Raw genomic sequence first — 21,904 nt, 5'->3', positions numbered from 1 at the left:
GAAGCTGAGCCGGTGCCCCTGGAGCGCGTGTGCGCCCCCAGGGGCACCGGTGTGCGACCACTTCGCGCCCCGCACGTCACCTCGGTGTCGTCCGGGCATGAAATCATGGCCGCACCGGCCCAACCGGTGGGCCGCTGCCTTGGGTTGGCGATGGCACAGGACCACAGGCCACAGCCTTCAGGGGGAGGAACGATGGCGGACACCTTCGGACCGATGCGGGACGGGGACGCCGACGACGATGTCATCGGCAGGGGCCCGGACGCGGGCTCGTCGCGCGACGAGCCGATCAGGGTCCTGGTCGTGGACGACCACGCCCTCTTCCGGCGCGGCCTGGAGATCGTGCTCGCGGCCGAGGAGGACATCCAGGTCGTCGGAGAGGCGGGTGACGGGGCCGAGGCCGTCGACAAGGCCGCCGATCTGCTGCCCGACATCGTGCTGATGGACGTCCGCATGCCCAAGCGCGGCGGGATCGAGGCCTGCACCTCCATCAAGGAGGTCGCCCCCAGCGCCAAGATCATCATGCTGACGATCAGCGACGAGGAGGCCGACCTCTACGACGCGATCAAGGCGGGTGCGACCGGATACCTCCTCAAGGAGATCTCGACCGACGAGGTGGCCACCGCCATCCGCGCGGTCGCCGACGGGCAGTCGCAGATCAGCCCGAGCATGGCGTCGAAGCTCCTGACGGAGTTCAAGTCGATGATCCAGCGGACCGACGAGCGTCGGCTGGTGCCCGCGCCCCGGCTGACCGACCGCGAGCTGGAGGTCCTCAAGCTCGTCGCCACCGGGATGAACAACCGGGACATCGCCAAGGAGTTGTTCATCTCCGAGAACACCGTGAAGAACCACGTGCGCAACATCCTGGAGAAACTGCAGCTGCACTCCCGGATGGAAGCCGTGGTCTACGCGATGCGCGAGAAGATCCTGGAGATCCGCTAGCGGCTATCCGAGCAGCCCGGCGAGTTCCCTGCCGAGGGCCTCGCGCAGCTCGGGGGCGTCCACGCGCTCCACGCGGACGTTCGTGCAGTTCACCCATGTCGCCGCCTCGACCAGGGCCTGGGCGACCGCCGGGACCGCCCTGGGGCCGTCCAGGGTGACCTGCCTGGCCACCAGCGTGCGGCCCTCCCGGGCCGGGTCGACACGCCCGACCAGCCGGCCGCCGGCGAGCACCGGCATCGCGAAGTAGCCGTGGACGCGCTTGGGCTTCGGCACGTACGCCTCCAGCCGGTGGGTGAAGCCGAAGATCCGCTCCGTGCGCGCCCGCTCCCAGATCAGCGAGTCGAACGGCGACAGCAGCGTGGTGCGGTGCCGGCCCCGCGGCGGCGTCGCAAGGGCCGCCGGGTCCGCCCAGGCCGGCCTGCCCCAGCCCTCGACCTCGACCGGCACCAGCCCCGAGTCCGCGATCACCGCGTCGACCTGCTCGGCCTTGAGGCGGTGGTAGTCGGCGATGTCCGCGCGCGTGCCGACCCCGAGCGACTCGCCCGCCAGCCGGACCAGACGGCGCAGGCACTCGGCGTCGTCCAGCTCGTCGTGCAGCAACGCGTCCGGGACCGCGCGCTCGGCGAGGTCGTACACCCGCTTCCAGCCGCGCCGCTCGACGCACACCACCTCGCCGTACATCAGCGCGCGCTCCACGGCGACCTTCGTGCCCGACCAGTCCCACCAGTCGTTCGTCTTCTTCGCGCCGCCCAGTTCCGTGGCGGTCAGCGGGCCCTCGGCGCGGAGCTGCTTGATGACCTGGTCGTAGGCGCCGTCGGGGAGTTCGTGGTGCCAGTGGGGGCGGTTGCGGTAGGCGCGGCGGCGGAACGCGAAGTGCGGCCACTCCTCGATGGGCAGGATGCAGGCCGCGTGCGACCAGTACTCGAAGGCATGGGCGTCCGTCCAGTACGCGGCCTCCACGGCCTGGCGGCCGACCGCGCCCAGCCGGGCGTACGGCACCAGCTCGTGGGAGCGGGCGAGGACCGAGATGGTGTCGAGCTGCACCGCGCCGAGGTGGCGCAGCACCCCGCGGACGCCCGCGCGCCGGTCGGGCGCGCCGAGCAGGCCCTGGGCCCGCAGAGCGATCCGGCGGGCTTCGTCCGCGGTGAGCGTGGTGGTGGGGCGCGGCTGGGTCGTCATGTTCCGGACGATAGAGGGTGCCACTGACAGCCCGCGAGGCCCTGCGCGTTCACCGGGACCGTCCAGGACGCCCGGGGCGAGGGCCGGCGAGGGCTCATGAACGCGCGGGCAGGTAGGGGGCCGTGGAGGGCAGGCCGAGGTCCGAGGGGAGCAGGGAGCCGACCCAGCAGTCCCGGCGCACTCCCTTGTTGTTGACGCCGGAGCGCAGGGTGCCCTCGACGGTGAAGCCCGCGCGCTGCGCCACCGCGCGGGAGGCGTGGTTGCCGACCTCGGCCCGCCACTCGACACGGTCGACACCGACCTCGGTGAAGACCCACCGGCAGGCGGTGAGGGCGGCCTCCGCGACATACCCGTGGCCGCGGTGCTCCTTGGCCGCCCAGAAGCCGATCTCGGCCGTGCCCAGCGAGCGCATGGTGAGCGCGAGCATGCCGGCCAGCTCCCCGCCGCCGAGGAAGAGGCCGAAGGTGAACATCGACCCCTGCGACCAGCCGTCGGGGACGATCTGCTCCGTGAAGCCGATCGCGTGTTCCGGCAGATAGGGCGAGGGGACCGTCGTCCAGCGCTGGATGTCGGGGTCCTGCACCGCCGCGTACACCGCGTCGGTGTCGGCGGGGCCGACCGGGCGCAGCAGGAGACGGTCCGTGGTGAGCGTGACGGGTTCCATCGGCCGATTCTGCTCGCGACGCCCGTCCGGGGCCATGGATTTTCGCTGGGCGTGAGCGGGTGATCACGTTTCGCGTAATTCCGTGCCTCGATGCGGCACTATCCGCATGCCCCGTCCGTTGTCCTGGGTGAAGCAGCCGTCGCGCCGCCAGGCCTCCCGGCGTGGCCGGGTCCTCGCATACGATGGCCGTTGCTCAGTACGTCAGAAGGAAAACCGACCGTCCCAGGCCCGACCGGCAAGGAGACCAGCCCCCGTGTCCGTCCTCTCGAAGATCATGCGTGCAGGCGAAGGCAAGATCCTGCGCAAGCTGCACCGCATCGCGGACCAGGTCAACTCCATCGAAGAGGACTTCGTCGACCTCTCCGACGCCGAGCTGCGCGCCCTCACCGCGGAGTACAAGCAGCGGTACGCCGACGGTGAGAGCCTGGACGACCTGCTCCCCGAGGCGTTCGCCACCGTGCGCGAGGCCGCCAAGCGCGTCCTCGGCCAGCGGCACTACGACGTGCAGCTGATGGGCGGCGCCGCGCTCCACCTCGGCTATGTGGCCGAGATGAAGACCGGTGAGGGCAAGACCCTCGTCGGCACGCTGCCCGCGTACCTGAACGCCCTGTCCGGGGACGGCGTCCACCTCATCACGGTCAACGACTACCTGGCCGAGCGCGACTCCGAGATGATGGGCCGCGTCCACAGGTTCCTGGGCCTGTCCGTCGGCTGCATCCTCGCCAACATGACGCCGGCCCAGCGCCGCGAGCAGTACGCGTGCGACATCACCTACGGCACGAACAACGAGTTCGGCTTCGACTACCTGCGCGACAACATGGCGTGGTCGAAGGACGAACTGGTGCAGCGCGGCCACAACTTCGCCATCGTGGACGAGGTCGACTCCATCCTCATCGACGAGGCCCGTACGCCGCTGATCATCTCCGGCCCGGCCGACCAGGCCACCAAGTGGTACGGCGACTTCGCCAAGCTGGTCACGCGCCTGAAGCGCGGTGAGGCCGGCAACCCGCTCAAGGGCATCGAGGAGACCGGCGACTACGACGTCGACGAGAAGAAGCGCACGGTCGCCATCCATGAGTCCGGCGTCAGCAAGGTCGAGGACTGGCTGGGCATCGACAACCTCTACGAGTCGGTGAACACCCCCCTCGTCGGTTACCTGAACAACGCCATCAAGGCCAAGGAACTGTTCAAGCGCGACAAGGACTACGTCGTCATCGACGGCGAGGTCATGATCGTCGACGAGCACACCGGCCGTATCCTCGCCGGCCGCCGCTACAACGAGGGCATGCACCAGGCGATCGAGGCGAAGGAAGGGGTGGACATCAAGGACGAGAACCAGACGCTCGCCACGATCACCCTGCAGAACTTCTTCCGCCTCTACAAGAAGCTCTCCGGCATGACCGGTACGGCGATGACCGAGGCCGCCGAGTTCCACCAGATCTACAAGCTCGGCGTGGTCCCGATCCCGACCAACAAGCCGATGATCCGCAAGGACCAGTCGGACCTGATCTACCGCACCGAGGTGGCCAAGTTCGAGGCGGTCGTGGACGACATCGCCGAGAAGCACGAGAAGGGCCAGCCGATCCTCGTCGGCACCACCTCCGTCGAGAAGTCGGAGTACCTCTCGCAGCAGCTCAGCAAGCGCGGCATCCAGCACGAGGTGCTGAACGCCAAGCACCACGAGCGCGAGGCGCAGATCGTCGCCCAGGCCGGCCGCAAGGGCGCCGTGACGGTGGCCACCAACATGGCCGGCCGTGGTACGGACATCAAGCTCGGCGGCAACCCCGAGGACCTCGCCGAGGCGGAGCTGCGCCAGCGCGGCCTCGACCCGGAGGAGCACATCGAGGAGTGGGCCGCGGCCCTGCCCGCCGCCCTGGAGAAGGCCGAGCAGGCCGTCAAGGCGGAGAAGGAGGAGGTCGAGGAGCTGGGCGGCCTCTACGTCCTCGGCACCGAGCGGCACGAGTCGCGGCGCATCGACAACCAGCTGCGCGGCCGTTCCGGCCGTCAGGGCGACCCGGGCGAGTCCCGTTTCTACCTCTCCCTCGGCGACGACCTGATGCGCCTGTTCAAGGCCCAGATGGTCGAGCGCGTGATGTCGATGGCCAACGTGCCCGACGACGTGCCGATCGAGAACAAGATGGTCACGCGTGCGATCGCGTCCGCGCAGTCGCAGGTCGAGACCCAGAACTTCGAGACCCGCAAGAACGTCCTGAAGTACGACGAGGTGCTCAACCGGCAGCGTGAGGTCATCTACGGCGAGCGTCGGCGCGTCCTGGAGGGCGAGGACCTGCAGGAGCAGATCCAGCACTTCATGGATGACACGATCGAGGCGTACGTCCGCGCGGAGACCTCCGAGGGCTTCCCCGAGGACTGGGACCTGGACCGGCTGTGGGGTGCCTTCCGGCAGCTGTACCCGGTGAAGATCACCATCGAGGAGCTGGAGGAGGCGGCCGGCGACCGGGCCGGTCTGACCGCCGAGTTCATCGAGGAGTCCATCAAGGAGGACATCCAGGAGCAGTACGAGGCCCGTGAGGCGCAGCTCGGCTCCGAGATCATGCGTGAGCTGGAGCGCCGGGTCGTGCTGTCGGTCCTGGACCGCAAGTGGCGCGAGCACCTCTACGAGATGGACTACCTCCAGGAGGGCATCGGCCTGCGCGCGATGGCGCAGAAGGACCCGCTGGTCGAGTACCAGCGCGAGGGCTTCGACATGTTCAGCGCGATGATGGACGGCATCAAGGAGGAGTCCGTCGGCTACCTGTTCAACCTGGAGGTCCAGGTCGAGCAGCAGGTCGAGGAGGTCCCCGTCGAGGAGGCCCAGCCGGTGGGCGAGGGCGTCCAGGACACGGTGCCGGCGCAGGCGGGCGCGCGTCCCGAGATCCGCGCGAAGGGGCTGGACGTTCCGCAGCGGCGGGACCTGCACTTCTCCGCGCCCACGGTGGACGGTGAGGGCGGCGTCGTCGAGCGTGACCTGGAGGACGAGGAGCCGGTGCGGTCCGAGTCGGACGGGCTGACGCGGGCCGAGCGGCGGCGGCAGGCCAAGGGCGGCCGGCGTCGGAAGAAGTAACACCGCGTTGTGAGAAGGGCCGGGTCTCCTTGAGGGGCCCGGCCCTTCTCCGTTTCAGCGCAGGCGGACAGTCGGCCCCAGCGCTACGGCGTACCCGTTTCCACCGCTGTGCAGCGCCAGCGGAGGTCCTTGCCGCGTTCCAGGCGGAAGGCCATCGCGCGGAGTCGGTCGCCGGCGGCGATGCGGGCGAAGACCTCGAGGGCGCCCTCGCTGGGGACGTAGTAGCCGATGTCGTGGACGATGGCGCGGGGGCCCAGGGCGCGCAGGGGGCTGTGTTCGGCCAGGCGGGCCAGTTCGTCGTAGGCGCGGCCCGCGGTGTGGCGGAGCATCCAGTGGACGGGGCGCTGGCCGCTCAAAACGGCCAGCAGACGCTCGGCGAAGACGTCGGTGGGCCGGGGCTGCCCCGCGGTCGTCCCGGGCGGCGTACGGACCGTCTGCGCCCGTGTGGCCGCCGGGCGGCTGGGTGTGCGGGGCGGGGCGCCGCCGGGGCGGCGGGAGTCGCGGCGGGTCGGCGGGCGGTGCCGCGGGCGGGGCTGGGCGGTACGGCTCATGACCTTGTTCATGGGGTCCCCGTTCGGCGGGGCCCGGGGATACCGGGCGGTAACTTGCTGGTGGTGGATCTTGTACGGGGTGCCGGAGGGGCAGGCAAGGAGACGGGGACGGCAGGGAGGGGGCCCGGAAGGTTCACCTATCCGAGGGATGCGAGCGGCCCGGAACCCCGTGGGCAGGCGGCGGGAGAGGGTGAAACGACGGCGCGGAGTGGACGCCTCCACGGGGGCGGGCAGGCGCCCGAAAGGGGACGGCGCACGTATCCTGAAGGCCCTTCGGGAGACGCGCCAGCCGCCCTCCCCAAGGCCCCAGCGGAGCCTTCACCAGGAACAGGAAAGAGCGGCCAGCATGCGCGTCTACGTCCCCCTGACCCTCCCCGCTCTCGCCGAGGCGTACAAGACGGGTGAGCTGGGGAGCGGTCCCCTCGTCGCGTACGCCGTCACGCCCGGGCTCCGCGAGTGGTACCTCTCCGAGGACATCGAGGAGCTGGAGTACGCCGCGCTCGGCCGGGCCGCGCTGGCCTCGCTGCGGCTGCTGGCCGCGGACCCGGGCGCGGTACGGCGCCGGGTCGTGGTCGCCGTGGACGTGTCCGACGGCGCCGTGAGCGTCGACCCCGGCCGCGGTCGCGGACCGTCCGCCCTCGGCGAGGTCACCGTGACGGCGGCGGTGCCGCTCGCGAAGGCGGCCTCCGTGCACGTGGACGCCGAGGACGCGGAGCCGGACGTCGCCGCGGCGGCGGACGCGCTGGAGGCGGCGGACGGCGGCGACGACGACGCGCAGTTCGTCGTGGACGAGACGGACGACCACGAGCTGCTGTGGTTCGCCACGCAGGAGATCCCCAACCTCGTCGGGCAGGCCTGACCTGCGCCGATGGGGGTGGCGCCGGGATTGTCAGTGGCGGCGGGTACGGTCTTGGACATGGGGATGCACGGAAGCGCGCACATCGTCTGGGACTGGAACGGAACGCTGTTCCACGACAATGACGCGATCATCGGAGCGACGAACGCGGCCTTCGCCGAGCTGGGACTCGCGCCGATCACGTTGGAGCAGTACCGGTCGCTGTACTGCGTACCGGTGCCGAAGTTCTACGAGCGGCTGCTGGGCCGGCTGCCGACCGACGCCGAGTGGGAGCTGATGGACGGGGTCTTCCACCGGCACTACGCCGAGCACCGGGTGCGGTGTTCGCTGACCGCGGGCGCCGAGGAACTGCTCGCCGGGTGGCGGTCGGCGGGGCACAGCCAGTCGCTGCTGAGCATGTACGGGCACGAGGAACTGGTGCCGCTGGTGCGGGGCTTCGGGATCGAGGCGCACTTCCTTCGGGTCGACGGGCGGACGGGGCCGTCCGGCGGCAGCAAGGCGGAGCACATGGTGCGGCACCTGGAGGCGCTGGCGGGGGTGGCGGCGCCGGAGCGGACCGTGGTGATCGGTGACGCGGCGGACGACGCGGTCGCCGCGCGGCATGTGGGGGCGCGGGCCGTGCTGTACAGCGGGGGGTCGCACAGCCGGGAGAGCCTGGAGGGAGTGGGGGCTCCGGTGGTGGACACGCTGGCCGAGGCGGTGGCGGAGGCGCGGCGGATAGCGGCGTAACCGCAGGAGGGGGCTTCAGCGGCCTGCGCTGCGGCTCCCGGGCTCCCGGGCACGCCGGGAACCGCGCGAGCGACCACGACGGACCGGCAGCCGGCGGCGCACCGCATGCCGCCACGGCACACCCCCGGCCCCCGGGGTCCGTCAGGTCACCGGTGCCCTGACGGACCCGCAGCCGGCGGCGCACCGCACGCACAACGGCGCGCCCCCGCCCCACGGTCCCTCAGGTCACCGGTGCCTTCGTCCGCAGGACGTTCAGGAACTCCCGCATCCACGCCGGATGGTCCGGCCACGCGCGGGAAGAGACCAACGTGCCGTCGACGATCGCCTCGGTGTCCTGGAAGTCCGCTCCGGCGGCCTGCATGTCCGGCTCCAGCGCGGGGTACGCGGTGACGCGGCGGCCCCGGAGGGAGTCGATCGCGGCGGTGAGCAGCGGGCCGTGGCAGATCTGGGCGACCGGCTTGTCCGCGTCGAAGAAGGCCTTGAGGATCTTGCGGAGTTCGGCGTCGTTGCGCAGGTACTCGGGGGCCCGGCCGCCGGGGATGACGAGGGCCGCGTAGTCCCCGGGGTCGACCTCGGAGAAGGCCAGGTCGGCGGGCCAGGTGTAGCCGGGCTTCTCGGTGTAGGTGTCGTAGCCGGGTTCGAAGTCGTGGACGACGAAACGGAGGGTCTTGCGGGTGGGGGCCGCGATGTGGACCTCGTAGCCTTCCTCCAGCAGCCGCTGGTAGGGGTAGAGGACCTCCAGGGACTCCGCTGCGTCGCCGGTGACGATGAGGATCTTCGTGGGCATGTCGGCTCCTCCGGTCGTACTCCGGGCTCTGCGGGTGGGACTCTGGGCACCGTGCCCCCGCCGGGCGCCCTTGCCAAGAGGGCCCGGTCCATTTCAGAGTGCGGCCGGGGGCGTGGCGGCGCGACCGGTTACGTCACGCGCCCCCAGCCCGCCGCTGTGCAGAACGTCAAACTTCACCCCCCGGTTTTGTACACATACGGCTCATGACGGGCCCCCGGTAAGTGGCGATAGCCTTGTGGCGTGATCAGCGCGATAGCTCGCGGGGGCGATCCTGCTCCTGCCCTGCGCCCGGGTTGCACGGAGCACCTCCGTGACCGGGCGGCGGTCGCTGGTCTTCGCGGGCGGGACGGAGGCGCGGACGCCCCCCGGACGCCGAGGACGCTCCGGGACACGGCGGTGCCGAGCGCGGCGTCGCAGTCGACGGGCATGCCGAGAATGGCCGAATACCCCCCGCTCATCTCACCTCGCGGCATAGCGTCGGATCGGACCGGACACCCCGGGCCGTGGCGTCGAGCCGGAGGGAAAGAGACCGTACTTCCTTCAACGTCACGCAACGGCGCGCGACAGGAGCCAGAGGACAATGCAGACCAAGCTGGACGAAGCCAAGGCCGAGCTGCTCGAACGGGCTGCCCGGGTAGCTGAGAACAGCCCGGTCGGGGGGCACCTACCGACCGGGACGACGAGCGAGGGCACCCCCGGCACCCCGGACAGCGAGTCCGTGCTCGCGTTCCTCCAGCGCTACTACCTGCACACCGCCCCGGAAGACCTCGCCGACCGCGACCCGGTCGACGTCTTCGGCGCAGCGGTCTCGCACTACCGTCTCGCCGAGAACCGCCCGCAGGGCACCGCGAACGTCCGGGTGCACACCCCCACCGTGGAGGAGAACGGGTGGACGTGCAGCCACACCGTGGTGGAGGTCGTCACCGACGACATGCCCTTCCTCGTCGACTCGGTCACCAATGAGCTGACCCGGCAGGGGCGCGGCATCCACGTCGTCGTCCACCCGCAGTTCGTCGTCCGGCGCGACCTGACCGGCAAGCTGATCGAGGTGCTGCCGACCAGGTCCACGGAGTTCATCGGCGACCTCCCGCACGACGCGCACGTCGAGTCCTGGATCCACGTCGAGATCGACCGGGAGACCGACCGCTCCGACCTCAAGCAGATCACCACCGACCTGCTGCGCGTCCTGTCCGACGTCCGCGAGGCCGTCGAGGACTGGGAGAAGATGCGGGACGCGGCGACCCGGATCGCCGACGACCTGGAGGGCGAGCCCGTCCCCGGCGACCTGCCCCGGCCGGAGGTCGAGGAGGCCCGCGAGCTGCTGCACTGGCTGTCCGCGGACCACTTCACCTTCCTCGGCTACCGCGAGTACCAGCTGCGCGACGACGACACGCTCGCCGCCGTGCCCGGCACCGGTCTCGGCATACTGCGCTCGGACCCGCACCACGCCGAGGACGACCAGCACCCGGTCAGCCCCTCCTTCGAGCGGCTCCCGGCCGACGCCCGCGCCAAGGCCCGCGAGCACAAGCTGCTGGTGCTGACCAAGGCGAACAGCCGGGCCACCGTGCACCGGCCGTCGTACCTCGACTACATCGGCGTCAAGAAGTTCGACGCGGACGGCAACGTCGTCGGTGAGCGCCGCTTCCTCGGCCTGTTCTCCTCCGCGGCCTACACCGAGTCGGTGCGCCGCGTTCCCGTCATCCGCCGCAAGGTGGACGAGGTGCTGGAGCGCGCCGGGTTCTCGCCCAACAGCCACGACGGCCGCGACCTGCTCCAGATCCTGGAGACCTACCCGCGCGACGAGCTGTTCCAGACCCCGGTCGCCGAGCTGCAGTCCATCGTCACGAGCGTGCTCTACCTGCAGGAACGCCGCCGGCTGCGGCTGTACCTGCGCCAGGACGAGTACGGCCGCTACTACTCGGCCCTCGTCTACCTCCCGCGCGACCGCTACACCACCGGCGTCCGCCTCAGGATCATCGACATCCTGAAGGAGGAGCTGGGCGGCACCAGCGTCGACTTCACCGCCTGGAACACCGAGTCGATCCTGTCCCGGCTGCACTTCGTCGTCCGGGTCCCGCAGGGCACCGAGCTGCCCCAGCTGTCGGACAGCGACAAGGAGCGCATCGAGGCCCGCCTGGTCGAGGCGGCCCGCTCCTGGGCCGACTCGTTCGCCGAGGCGCTGACCGCCGAGTGCGGCGAGGAGCGCGCGGCCGAGGTGCTGCGCCGCTACAACCACGCCTTCCCGGAGGGCTACAAGGCCGACCACAGCCCGCGCGCGGCGGTCGCCGACCTCGTCCACATGGAGCAGCTCGGCGACGGCAAGACCTTCTCGCTGAGCCTGTACGAGCCGGTGGGCGCCGCGCCCGACGAGCGCCGCTTCAAGATCTACCAGAAGGGCGGCTCGGTCTCCCTCTCCAAGGTGCTGCCGGTGCTGAGCCGGCTCGGCGTCGAGGTCACCGACGAGCGGCCGTACGAACTGCGCTGCGCGGACCGCACCACCGCGTGGATCTACGACTTCGGTCTGCGCATGCCGAAGCCGCCCGGCGGCCACAACGGCGACTACCTGGGCGACGACGCCCGCGAGCGGTTCCAGGACGCGTTCGCCGCGACCTGGACCGGCAAGGCCGAGAACGACGGCTTCAATGCGCTCGTGCTGAGCGCCGGGCTGACCTGGCGGCAGGCGATGGTGCTGCGCGCCTACGCCAAGTACCTGCGGCAGGCCGGTTCGACCTTCTCGCAGGACTACATGGAGGACACCCTCCGCAACAACGTCCACACCACCCGGCTCCTCGTCTCCCTCTTCGAGGCGCGGATGTCCCCGGACCGGCAGCAGGCCGGCCTGGAGATCACCGACGCCCTGCTGGAGGAGCTGGACGCGGCCCTGGAGCAGGTGGCCAGCCTGGACGAGGACCGCATCCTGCGCTCCTTCCTGACCGTCATCAAGGCGACCCTGCGCACCAACTTCTTCCAGGAGGCGCTCGGCGGACAGCCGCACGACTACGTCTCCATGAAGTTCGACCCGCAGGCCATCCCGGACCTGCCCGCGCCGCGCCCGGCGTACGAGATCTGGGTGTACTCGCCGCGGGTGGAGGGCGTGCACCTGCGCTTCGGCAAGGTCGCCCGAGGGGGCTTGCGCTGGTCCGACCGGCGTGAGGACTTCCGCACCGAGATCCTCGGCCTGGTCAAGGCGCAGATGGTGAAGAACACCGTCATCGTGCCGGTCGGCGCCAAGGGCGGCTTCGTCGCCAAGCAGCTGCCGGACCCGGGCGTGGACCGCGACGCGTGGCTGGCCGAGGGCGTCGCCAGCTACAAGACGTTCATCTCGGCGCTGCTGGACATCACCGACAACATGGTGGCCGGCGAGGTCGTGCCGCCGCAGGACGTGGTGCGGCACGACGGCGACGACACCTACCTGGTGGTCGCCGCCGACAAGGGCACCGCGACGTTCTCGGACATCGCCAACGAGGTCGCGAACACGTACAACTTCTGGCTCGGCGACGCCTTCGCCTCCGGCGGCTCGGCCGGCTACGACCACAAGGGCATGGGCATCACCGCGCGCGGCGCCTGGGAGTCCGTGAAGCGGCACTTCCGCGAGCTGGGCGTGGACACGCAGAGCGAGGACTTCACGGTCGTCGGCATCGGTGACATGTCCGGTGACGTGTTCGGCAACGGCATGCTGCTCTCCGAGCACATCCGCCTGGTCGCCGCCTTCGACCACCGGCACATCTTCATCGATCCCACCCCGGACGCGGCCGTCTCCTACGCCGAGCGCCGCCGCCTGTTCGAGCTGCCCCGCTCCAGCTGGGCCGACTACAACACCGACCTGCTGTCGGCGGGCGGCGGGATCTTCCCCCGTACGGCCAAGTCGATCCCGCTCAACAGCCACATCCGCGAGGCCCTCGGCATCGAGGGCAAGGTCACCAAGATGACCCCGGCGGACCTGATGAAGACGATCCTCAAGGCGCCGGTGGACCTGCTGTGGAACGGCGGCATCGGCACGTACGTGAAGGCGTCGTCGGAGTCGAACGCCGACGTCGGCGACAAGGCCAACGACGCCATCCGCGTCGACGGCGCGGACCTCAGGGTCAAGGTCGTCGGCGAGGGCGGCAACCTGGGCCTGACCCAGCTCGGCCGGATCGAGTTCGCGCTGCACGGCGGCCGGATCAACACCGACGCGATCGACAACAGCGCCGGCGTGGACACCTCCGACCACGAGGTGAACATCAAGATCCTGCTGAACGGCCTGGTCGCGGACGGCGACATGACCGTCAAGCAGCGCAACAAGCTGCTCGCCGAGATGACCGACGAGGTCGGCGCGCTGGTGCTGCGCAACAACTACGCGCAGAACACCGCCCTGGCCAACGCCCTGTTCCAGGCCAAGGACATGCTCCACGCCCAGCAGCGGTTCATCCGCCACCTGGTCCGCGAGGGACACCTGGACCGGGCGCTGGAGTTCCTGCCCACCGACCGCCAGATCCGCGAGCGCCTCGCCGGGGGCCAGGGCCTGACCGGCCCGGAGACGGCCGTCGTCCTGGCGTACACGAAGATCACGGTGGCCGAGGAGCTGCTGCACACCTCGCTGCCGGACGACGCGTACCTGCGCGGCCTGCTGCACGCCTACTTCCCGACCGCCCTGCGCGAGCGGTTCGCCGAGGCGATCGACAACCACCCGCTGCGCCGTGAGATCACCACGACCGTGCTGGTCAACGACACGGTCAACACGGGCGGTACGACGTACCTGCACCGGCTGCGCGAGGAGACCGGGGCCTCCCTGGAGGAGATCGTCCGCGCCCAGACCGCGGCCCGCGCGATCTTCTGCTCGGCGCCGGTGTGGGACGCGGTGGAGGCCCTGGACAACAAGGTCGACGCCGACGTCCAGACCCGCATCCGCCTCCACTCGCGCCGGCTGGTCGAGCGCGGCACCCGCTGGCTGCTCAACAACCGGCCGCAGCCGCTGCAGCTCGCCGAGACGGTGGAGTTCTTCGCCGAGCGGGTCGAGCGGGTCTGGCAGGAGCTGCCGAAGCTGCTGCGCGGCGCGGACCTGGAGTGGTACCAGCACGTGTACGACGAGCTGTCCGAGGCCGGTGTCCCGGACGAACTCGCCACCCGCGTGGCCGGCTTCTCCTCCGCCTTCCCGACGCTCGACATCGTGTCGGTGGCGGACCGCACGGGCAAGGAGCCGCTGGACGTCGCCGAGATCTACTACGACCTCGCCGACCGGCTCAACATCACCCAGCTCATGGACCGCATCATCGAGCTGCCCCGTGCCGACCGCTGGCAGTCCATGGCCCGCGCCTCCATCCGCGAGGACCTGTACGCGGCGCACGCGGCGCTCACCGCGGACGTCCTGGCCGTCGGAAACGGCACCTCGACGCCCGAGCAGCGCTTCAAGGCCTGGGAGCAGAAGAACGCGGCGATCCTGAGCCGCGCCCGCACCACGCTGGACGAGATCCGCAGCTCCGACTCCTTCGACCTCGCCAACCTGTCGGTGGCGATGCGGACGATGCGGACGCTGCTGCGCACGCACTCGTAGTCGTACGACGCAGCCGTACGACAACAGCCGTACGACAACGGCCGTACGACCAGCGGTACGACACGACAGGCGCCCCCGGCAGTGCACCGGGGGCGCCTGCTTTAGGGTCGACGGTGTGCACACCGCGCCGTCTGACACCGAACAGGTGAGCCCCGCGGCACCGCCGGGCGGCTCCGCGTCACGCGTCGGCCGGGAGCTGCCGCCGATCGCCGCCGCGCTCGTCGTGGTGCTGATGTTCTGGGTCGTCGTCCGCCTGCCCTGGGCGGGCGACCTCGGCATGCACGCGGCCACCGTCCAGCGCCTGCGGCACGACCTGCTGCATCCCGGCAACCCGCTGGTCGACGCCGACACGCCGAGCCCCTACTACTCACCCTGGATGGTGCTGCTCGGCACCGTCGCCAAGGTGACGGGCCTGTCCGTCTTCGTCGTCCTGCGCCTGGCCGCGCTCACCGGGCTGGGGCTGCTGATGACCGGCGTACGGCGCTACGTCCGGATCCTGACCGACCACCGCTCCGCCCCCGCGCTGGCCTTCCTGAGCCTGCTGTTCCTGTGGGGCCCGGTGCTGTTCAACTGGAGCGGCTTCCTCGGGCTGAACTCCCTGGCGCTGACGGTGTCGTACCCGAGCGTGTTCGCGCTGGGCCTCGCCTTCCACTTCTGGTCCTGGCTGACGCGGACGGTGCGCGAGGGGACGGGCGCGTGGGGGGCGTATCCGGGCCTGGGGGTGCTGTGGGCGCTGATCCTGCTGTGCCACCAGTTCACGGGCGTCGTGGCCTCGCTGGGCGGGCTGGCCATGGTGCTCGCGGCACGGCCGGCCCGCGCGGTGCTGCTGCGGCTCGGCGCCGGGCTGCTGCTGGGGCTGGGGGTGCTGTGGCTCTGGCCGTACTACGACTTCTTCGCGCTGTTCTCCGCCGGCGCGGACCTGGAGGCCATCCACCGGCCGCTGTACGAGGACCTGGCCGGGAGGTTCGGGCTCGTCCTGCTCGGGGTGGTGGCGCTGGGGTTCCGCTGGCGCCGGGACCGTCGCGACCCGCTGGTCCTCTTCTTCCTCCTCGGCGCGCTGGTGTTCGCGGCGGGGGGTCTGACCGGGCACTACTCCTGGGGGCGGGCCCTGCCCGCCGCGCTCGTCCCGGCGCAGCTCGCGGCCGCGGTCGAGGTGGTGTCGGCGGGGCGGGCCGCGGTGCGGAGGGCGTGGGCGTGTGTGCTGTTCGCCGCGCTGGCGGTGGGGGCGTGGACGCAGGCCGGGACGCTCGGGTACGTGGTGCCGCGGGACGCGCTGCCGGGGGTGGTCGCGGAGAAGTACCGGGTGCCGTGGGCGGGGTACCAGTGGATCGTGCGGGCGGGGGTGCGGTACGGGGATGTGGTGATGGCTCGCACGTTCCCGGCCCGGCAGATCCCGGCGTACGGGGCGTACACCGTGGCGCCCGGGTATCCCGATGTGTTCCTCCCGGACGCGGGGCGGAGGGAGGCGGCGGTGGAGCGGTACTTCTCGGCGGCGACGGATGCTTCGCAGCGGCGGGGGATCCTGCGGGAGTACCGGGTGAAGTGGGTCGTCGCAGGTGCGTCGGCGAAGGCACCGTGGCTCCGGAAGGCGGCCGTGGGTCCAGGCGGCCAGGTCCTGTACCGAGTGGTGCCCTGAGCCGCGGTTCCCCACGGGCGCGGGGAACCGTGCGACCGCCCCGTCACCTCAACGCACTCGCCACCAGCCGTGCGGCGTTCCGTACCCGGGGCCGGGCGATCCGGCGGACCAGGGGGCGGGTGATCCGGGCCGTGACGCCCACCGGGGTCCAGCGGAGCTGGAGGCGGCCGGGGTTGCGGCCCTCCGGTTCGACGGTGAGGTCGTGGGGGGCGGCGCCGGAGTGGTAGGGGATGCGGACCGTGCGGGTCGGGAAGTCCAGGGGGGCCAGCAGCAGGGCGGAGTTGGCCAGGCCCTGCTGGTCCAGGCGGAGCAGGGGGTGTCGTACGCCCGCGAAGCCGTGCAGCGGGACCGGCGCGGACGCGAGGTCCAGGCGGACCGTGCCTTCGAAGACGCCGGGGCGGACCGGGTCCAGGCGGAACGGGACCGTCATGCGGCGTCTGCCGGGGGTGAGGAGCAGGGACGCGCGCTGCGGGCCGACGGGCAGGCGCAGGCCCGGGTCGTAGGTGCGGATCGTCAGGGTCAGCGAGGCGCCGGGGGCGGGGGTCAGCTGCACGATCTCGTGGCGGAAGTGGGCGGTCGGGAACGGGCGCGTGTCCAGCTCCAGTTCGCTCACGTCCAGTTCGCGGCGGGCGCGGTCCGTGGACGGGACGGTGTCGCCCCAGTAGGGGATGCCCGCCTCGTCCGTCGTCACCTGCCGCGGTGCCACCGCGTGCCCCAGACCGCGTGCCGCCAGCCGGGCCTCGGCCGTGCGGCCGTCCCGCAGCAGCTCCAGCACCACCCGTTCGGCGCGGGGCAGCCGGGCGTACGCGTCGGGGGAGAGCGTGTCCAGGTAGGGGTTCATGATGTCCGCGAAGGACGCCAGCCACTCCTCGTCCCGGTACGGCAGGTCGCCCGCGTACATCCGGAAGTCGTGCTTGAGGAACTTGTAGTCCTTGTCCTCCCGCAGGGCCGCGTGCCCGCTGCTCACCAGGAAGTCGTCGATCAGCCGCTGTACGTGCACCCGGTCGCGCACGTTGGAGATCTTGTGCCGCTGGTTGGAGATGGAGGCGGAGGCCGCCGCGGCGAACGGCTCGATGTACCAGACGTACACCGGGTCCGGGATGATCGTGAACGCCTTCGCCAGGCAGTACGCCTGCGCCGAGAACAGCTGGTCCTCGTAGTGGATGCCCTCGGGGAAGCGCAGTTGGTGGCGGTCGAGGAAGGCGCGGGCGTACATCTTGCTGGTCGACAGGTGCTCGAAGAGGAGGCGGGGATCCTCCTCGATGCCCTCGACCGTGCGGCGCTCGGCGACCAGGTGCGGCATCCAGGTCGAGCGGCGGCCGTTGTCCACGCGGACCCGGCGGACCGCGCCCATGGCGAAGTCCACCTCCCGCTCCCGGTGCGCGGCGAGCAGCAACTCCACCGCACGGGGCGGCAGTTCGTCGTCGCTGTCGAGGAACATCAGGTACGGCGCCCGGGCGATCTCGATGGCCCGGTTGCGCGGGGCGCTGCACCCGCCGCTGTTCTCCGGCAGGCGGATGTAGCGGATCCGGTGGTCCTGGGCCGCGAGTTCCCGGGCCACCGCGGGCGTGTCGTCCGTCGAGTGGTCGTCGCTGATGACGATCTCGATGTTCGCGTGCGTCTGGGCGCGCAGCGAGGCGACCGCGCGGGGCAGGCGGGCCGCGTCGTTGAAGACGATGACCGTGACCGTGACGTCGGGGATGGTCATGCCGTGGCCTCCTCGGGCGTCGGGGCGGGGGTGCGGTCCTCGATGGGGAGCACGGGTGGCAGTGCCTCCTCCGGTTCGCCCAGGAACACCCGGCGTACGACCCGTTCGGCGGCGCGCCCGTCGTCGTACTCGCAGAAGCGGCGCCGGAACGCGGCTCGTGCCTTGGCCGCGCTGTCGTCGCGCCAGGCGCCGGAGACGAAGATCTCGGCCAGTTCCTCCTGGGTGCGGGCGACGTGGCCGGGGTGTTCGGCCATCAGGTCGAAGTAGACGCCGCGGGTGGTGCGGTACGTCTCCCAGTCGTCGGCGTAGACGACGATCGGGCGGTCCAGGTTGGCGTAGTCGAACATGATCGAGGAGTAGTCCGTGACCAGGGCGTCGGCCGCCAGGCAGAGTTCCTCGACGGGGTCGTAGGAGGAGACGTCGATGATCCGGCCGGAGCGGCGCAGGCCGGCCAGCGGGGAGGCGGCGCCGCCGTAGAAGTAGTGGGCGCGGACGAGGAGGACGGTGTTCTCGCCGAGGCGGTCGGCGAGGGCGGCGAGGTCGAGGCGCGGGGTGAAGCCGGCCTCGTAGTCGCGGTGGGTGGGGGCGTAGAGGACGGCGGTCCTGCCGGGGGCGATGCCGAGGCGCTCGCGGGCGGCGCGGACGTCGGCGGCGGTGGCCGTGTAGAAGACGTCGTTGCGCGGATAGCCGTAGTCCAGCGAGGTGTAGCGGGACGGGTAGGCGCGCTCCCACATGCGGGTGGAGTGGCTGTTGGCGCTGACGCTGTAGTCCCACTTGTCGATCCGGGCCAGCAGGGCGGCGAAGTCGAGGCCCTTGGCGGCGGCCGGGTGGTCCATCTGGTCCATGCCCATGCGTTTGAGCGGGGTGCCGTGGTGGGTCTGGAGGTGGATGGAGCCCGGGCGTTTGACCACGGCGTTCGGGAAGTTGACGTTGTTCGTCAGGTACGTCGCGGTGGCCAGGGTCTCCCAGTAGCGGCGGGTGCCGGGCACGACGTGGTCGGTGCCGGGCGGCAGCAGGGCCGCGTTCTCCTTGTTCACCACCCACACGGGACGGATGTGCGGGGCGAGTTCGGCGAGCTTCGCGGCGATCGCGGCCGGGTTGCAGGCGACCCCCCGGTCCCAGTAGGCCGCGAACACGGCGAGGTTCGGGTCCAGCGGGCGGCTGAGGGCGCGCTGGTACTGGTGGTCGCGGACCTTCGCGCCGAGGCGCCGCTTGCGGGTCCGTACGGCCTTGCGGGCGGCGCGGCGGGTGCGGTTGGCCGCCTGGAACGCGCGGTACTTGGTGTAGGCGCCCTCCTCCAGCAGCGCGTACCGTACGCCCTCCAGGCCCGCCGGGCGCCGGTGGCCCTCGGGGCGCCAGCGGACCGCGGCGAGGGAGGCGCGGCGGAAGAACTCGCGGGCCACCGGGTCGGGCAGGTCCTCGCGGGCGAAGGTGCGCAGGAGGTCGCGCACCATCAGGTCGTACAGCACCGTGTGGGGGGCGCGGCGGTCCCGGGTGAGCGGGAGCAGGGCCTCGTAGCGGTCGATGAGCGCGAGCCGGTCCTCGGGGGCGCGCGGCGGCAGGCTCTCGGGGCGCAGCACACGGTGCTCGTACGCCGTCTGGTTCAGGCAGGCGACGCGCTCGGCGTGCAGCAGGGCCGCGTGGGCGGCGCGCGGCTCGTCGTCGGTGTTCAGCCGCTCCTCGTGGGCCCGCCAGAAGGCGGCGCGCAGGGCGCGGTTGCCGAGCAGCGGGGTGAGCCGCAGCAGGTCGGCGGCCTCGTGCAGGGGCAGGGCGGCGCGGCCGACGGCGGCGAGGTGGCGGCCGTCGCGGGAGGGGCGGGCGGCGGTCTGCCAGGTGGTGGTGACGTGGTCGAAGAGGAGGACGTCGACGGGGTCGGAGGAACCGGTGTCGAGTTCGGCGGTCCGCTCGGCGATGAGGCGGGAGGCGCCGGCCGGCAGGCCGTCCTTGGCGTGGACGAAGTGCAGCCAGCGGCCGGAGGCGCGGGCGGCGCCGGCGGCCCGCGCCTCCGGGTCACCCGTGCCGTCCGGCAGCGGTACGACGATCGTCTCGGGGGCGTGGCCCTCGGCCGTCTCCCGGGCCCAGTCGCCGACCGCGGCGACGATCACCTCGGCGTCGGGGAGCGGGTGGGACTCCAGGGAGCCCAGCAGCTCGGTCAGATGCCCCTGTGCGTTCGGCCCGTAGACGATCACACTCAGCTGGGGCATCGCAGTGGACTCCTTCGGCTCGCGGTCTCCGGGCGCACCCTTCATAACATACTGTCACTAAGTAGATGAAAGGGATAACTGCGCTTGGCGTAAGGGCTGGACTCAGGAAGGAAGAGCGACTTTCGGCGCGTCCGGTTGCGGTGTGTCCGCTTTTGTGTCCTCAGTCTTCGTTTTCGTGGCGTCCGGCTTCGGCGCGGGCTTCTTCGGGGCCGGTTTCTTGTCGCCGGTGAAGGCCTCGTACTCCTTCATGACCTCCTCGGTCGGCCCGTCCATGCGCAGTTCGCCGCGCTCCAGCCACAGGACCCGCTCGCAGGTGTCGCGGATGGACTTGTTGTTGTGGCTGACCAGGAACACCGTGCCCGCGTGCCGCCGCAGTTCGCGGATGCGGGCCTCGGAGCGCTTCTGGAAGGAGCGGTCGCCGGTGGCCAGCGCCTCGTCGATGAGCAGGACGTCGTGGTCCTTGGCGGCGGCGATGGAGAAGCGGAGCCGGGCGGCCATGCCGGAGGAGTAGGTGCGCATCGGCAGGGTGATGAAGTCGCCCTTCTCGTTGATCCCGGAGAAGTCGACGATGTCCTGGTAGCGCTCCTTGATCTGCTCCCGGGGCATGCCCATGGCGAGGCCGCCGAGGAAGACGTTCCGCTCGCCCGTGAGGTCGTTCATCAGGGCCGCGTTGACGCCGAGCAGGGACGGCTGGCCGTGGGTGTAGATGTGCCCGCTCTCCACCGGGAGCAGGCCCGCGACCGCCTTCAGCAGGGTCGACTTGCCGGAACCGTTGGTCCCGATGAGCCCGATCGCCTCACCCTTGTAGGCGACGAACGACACCTTCTTCACCGCGTGCACCCGGCGCACGCCGGCCGCACGCTCGGTCTGCTCGCGGCGCAGGATGCGGTTGAGGGCGGCGGTGGCGGAGCCGCGGCCCGCGCCGGTGCCGTTGACCCGGTAGACGATGTCGACGCGGTCGGCGACGACGGTGGGGACCTTGTCGTTCACGTTCTCAGCCACGGCCGTACGTCTCCTCAGCCTTCCAGAAGTAGATGAAGCCGCCGATGCCGGCGAGCAGGGCCCAGCCGGTGGCCACCGCCCACACGTGCGGGGGCAGGGACCGGGCGTGGAAGCTGTCGATCAGTGCGAAGCGCATGAGGTCGATGTAGACCGCGGCCGGGTTCAGCTCCAGCAGGACGGTGACGACGTGCGGCAGGTCGTCCTTCTTGGCCAGCTTGTCGATGCTCCACATCACGCCGGACACGTACATCCACGTGCGCAGCACGAACGGCATCAGCTGGGCGATGTCGGGGGTCTTGGCGCCCATCCGCGCCATGACCATCGACACGCCGGCGTTGAACGTGAACTGGAGCACCAGGGCCGGGAGCGCGAGCAGCCAGGAGGCGGCGACCGGGACGCCGAAGCAGAGCAGGATGACGACCAGCGCGGCCATCGAGAACAGCAGCTGCTGGAGCTGCTGGAGCGCGAAGGAGATCGGCAGGGCGGCGCGCGGGAAGTGCAGGGCGCGGACCAGGCCGAGGTTGCCGGAGATGGCCCGGGTGCCGGCCATGATCGAGCTCTGCGTGAAGGTCCAGATGAACACGCCCGTGACCAGGAACGGCACGTAGTCGGGCACGTTGTGCTTGGTGCCGAGCAGCACGCCGAAGATGAAGTAGTAGACCGCCGCGTTCAGCAGCGGGGTCATGACCTGCCAGACCTGGCCGAGCTTCGCCTGGCTGTACTGCGCGGTGAGCTTGGCGGTGGCGAAGGCGCTGATGAAGTGGCGGCGGGCCCACAGCTGGCGGACGTACTCCGGCAGGGAGGGGCGGGCCCCGCTGACCGTCAGGCCGTGCCGGGCGGCCAGCGCCGCGAGGTCGTCGTCGGCCGGCGCCTGGGTCGGGGGCGGTGTGTGGAGGACCTGGCTCACATCCGCTGCTTTCGCTCGGGGGGAGGGGGTGCTGCGTCCGACTTTCGCCGGGATCGTCGCGTTCGTGGCGGTCGCCCGGCGTTTCCTTACGCTTCTCTTCACGTTCTCTTACGTCGGGACGGGACCGTATCGTCGCAACGCGAGC

General features: G+C 71.1%; 14 protein-coding genes. 6 read left to right on the top strand and 8 right to left on the bottom strand.

Features of this window, described 5'->3' with window-relative positions; genetic code table 11:
* Positions 1 to 192 precede the first annotated feature (192 nt).
* Positions 193 to 939: a response regulator gene (locus IEZ20_RS03725; RefSeq protein ID WP_189294595.1), complete on the top strand. Its 747-nt coding sequence runs from the start codon at positions 193 to 195 to the stop codon at positions 937 to 939.
* A gap of 3 nt (positions 940 to 942) precedes the next feature.
* Here IEZ20_RS03725 and IEZ20_RS03720 read toward each other — a convergent pair whose 3' ends face one another.
* Complete coding sequence (locus IEZ20_RS03720) at positions 943 to 2,118, bottom strand: winged helix-turn-helix domain-containing protein (protein ID WP_189294594.1); 1,176 nt, start codon at positions 2,116 to 2,118, stop codon at positions 943 to 945.
* Positions 2,119 to 2,212: 94 nt separating this feature from the next.
* Positions 2,213 to 2,782: a GNAT family N-acetyltransferase gene (locus tag IEZ20_RS03715; protein ID WP_189294593.1), complete on the bottom strand. Its 570-nt coding sequence runs from the start codon at positions 2,780 to 2,782 to the stop codon at positions 2,213 to 2,215.
* 253 nt (positions 2,783 to 3,035) lie between these two features.
* Here IEZ20_RS03715 and secA point away from each other — a divergent pair, with 253 nt between their 5' ends.
* Positions 3,036 to 5,846 carry a preprotein translocase subunit SecA gene (secA, locus tag IEZ20_RS03710; RefSeq protein WP_189294592.1) on the top strand — a complete coding sequence of 937 codons (2,811 nt, stop codon included), beginning with the start codon at positions 3,036 to 3,038 and terminating at the stop codon, positions 5,844 to 5,846.
* An 83-nt stretch (positions 5,847 to 5,929) separates the two neighbouring features.
* On the opposite strand, the gene IEZ20_RS03705 is transcribed toward secA, so the two are convergent.
* Complete coding sequence (locus IEZ20_RS03705; protein ID WP_189294591.1) at positions 5,930 to 6,409, bottom strand: Rv3235 family protein; 480 nt, start codon at positions 6,407 to 6,409, stop codon at positions 5,930 to 5,932.
* A 334-nt stretch (positions 6,410 to 6,743) separates the two neighbouring features.
* Here IEZ20_RS03705 and IEZ20_RS03700 point away from each other — a divergent pair, with 334 nt between their 5' ends.
* Both IEZ20_RS03700 and IEZ20_RS03695 read left to right on the top strand, forming a co-directional pair.
* Positions 6,744 to 7,256, top strand: a complete 513-nt coding sequence (locus IEZ20_RS03700) for a DUF6912 family protein (RefSeq protein WP_189294590.1) — start codon at positions 6,744 to 6,746, stop codon at positions 7,254 to 7,256.
* A 57-nt stretch (positions 7,257 to 7,313) separates the two neighbouring features.
* On the top strand, positions 7,314 to 7,982 hold the full coding sequence (locus tag IEZ20_RS03695) for an HAD family hydrolase (RefSeq protein ID WP_189294589.1): 669 nt from the start codon (positions 7,314 to 7,316) through the stop codon (positions 7,980 to 7,982).
* A gap of 220 nt (positions 7,983 to 8,202) precedes the next feature.
* Here IEZ20_RS03695 and IEZ20_RS03690 read toward each other — a convergent pair whose 3' ends face one another.
* A complete protein-coding gene (locus IEZ20_RS03690; RefSeq protein ID WP_189294588.1) occupies positions 8,203 to 8,769 on the bottom strand; it encodes a DJ-1/PfpI family protein in 567 nt (188 codons plus the stop codon).
* 580 nt (positions 8,770 to 9,349) lie between these two features.
* On the opposite strand from IEZ20_RS03690, the gene IEZ20_RS03685 reads away from it, so the two are divergent.
* Together IEZ20_RS03685 and IEZ20_RS03680 are read left to right on the top strand one after the other, a co-directional pair.
* Entirely contained in the window at positions 9,350 to 14,302 is a 4,953-nt protein-coding gene (locus IEZ20_RS03685) for an NAD-glutamate dehydrogenase (protein WP_189294587.1), read from the top strand.
* A 232-nt stretch (positions 14,303 to 14,534) separates the two neighbouring features.
* Positions 14,535 to 15,938, top strand: coding sequence for a putative glycosyltransferase family protein (locus tag IEZ20_RS03680; protein ID WP_189294659.1), 1,404 nt, complete (start codon positions 14,535 to 14,537; stop codon positions 15,936 to 15,938).
* 43 nt (positions 15,939 to 15,981) lie between these two features.
* Here IEZ20_RS03680 and IEZ20_RS03675 read toward each other — a convergent pair whose 3' ends face one another.
* The 4 genes from IEZ20_RS03675 to IEZ20_RS03660 all read right to left on the bottom strand — a co-directional run bounded on the left by IEZ20_RS03675 (position 15,982) and on the right by IEZ20_RS03660 (position 21,759).
* Positions 15,982 to 17,646 carry a glycosyltransferase family 2 protein gene (locus IEZ20_RS03675; protein ID WP_189294586.1) on the bottom strand — a complete coding sequence of 555 codons (1,665 nt, stop codon included), beginning with the start codon at positions 17,644 to 17,646 and terminating at the stop codon, positions 15,982 to 15,984.
* Positions 17,643 to 19,850 carry a CDP-glycerol glycerophosphotransferase family protein gene (locus IEZ20_RS03670; RefSeq protein WP_189294585.1) on the bottom strand — a complete coding sequence of 736 codons (2,208 nt, stop codon included), beginning with the start codon at positions 19,848 to 19,850 and terminating at the stop codon, positions 17,643 to 17,645. Before IEZ20_RS03670 ends, IEZ20_RS03675 begins: the two co-directional genes overlap by 4 nt.
* Positions 19,851 to 19,952: 102 nt before the next feature.
* Positions 19,953 to 20,852 (bottom strand): ABC transporter ATP-binding protein, encoded by a 900-nt coding sequence (locus IEZ20_RS03665; protein WP_189294584.1) that lies wholly within the window; start codon positions 20,850 to 20,852, stop codon positions 19,953 to 19,955.
* Complete coding sequence (locus IEZ20_RS03660) at positions 20,845 to 21,759, bottom strand: ABC transporter permease (protein ID WP_189294583.1); 915 nt, start codon at positions 21,757 to 21,759, stop codon at positions 20,845 to 20,847. Before IEZ20_RS03660 ends, IEZ20_RS03665 begins: the two co-directional genes overlap by 8 nt.
* Positions 21,760 to 21,904 lie beyond the last annotated feature (145 nt).

It is taken from the genome of Streptomyces cinerochromogenes, from assembly GCF_014648635.1.
In the GTDB taxonomy this organism is placed as follows: Bacteria; Actinomycetota; Actinomycetes; order Streptomycetales; family Streptomycetaceae; genus Streptomyces; species Streptomyces cinerochromogenes.
Note: the sequence above shows the minus strand (reverse complement) of the source record. Positions and strands in the feature narration are given on the sequence as shown.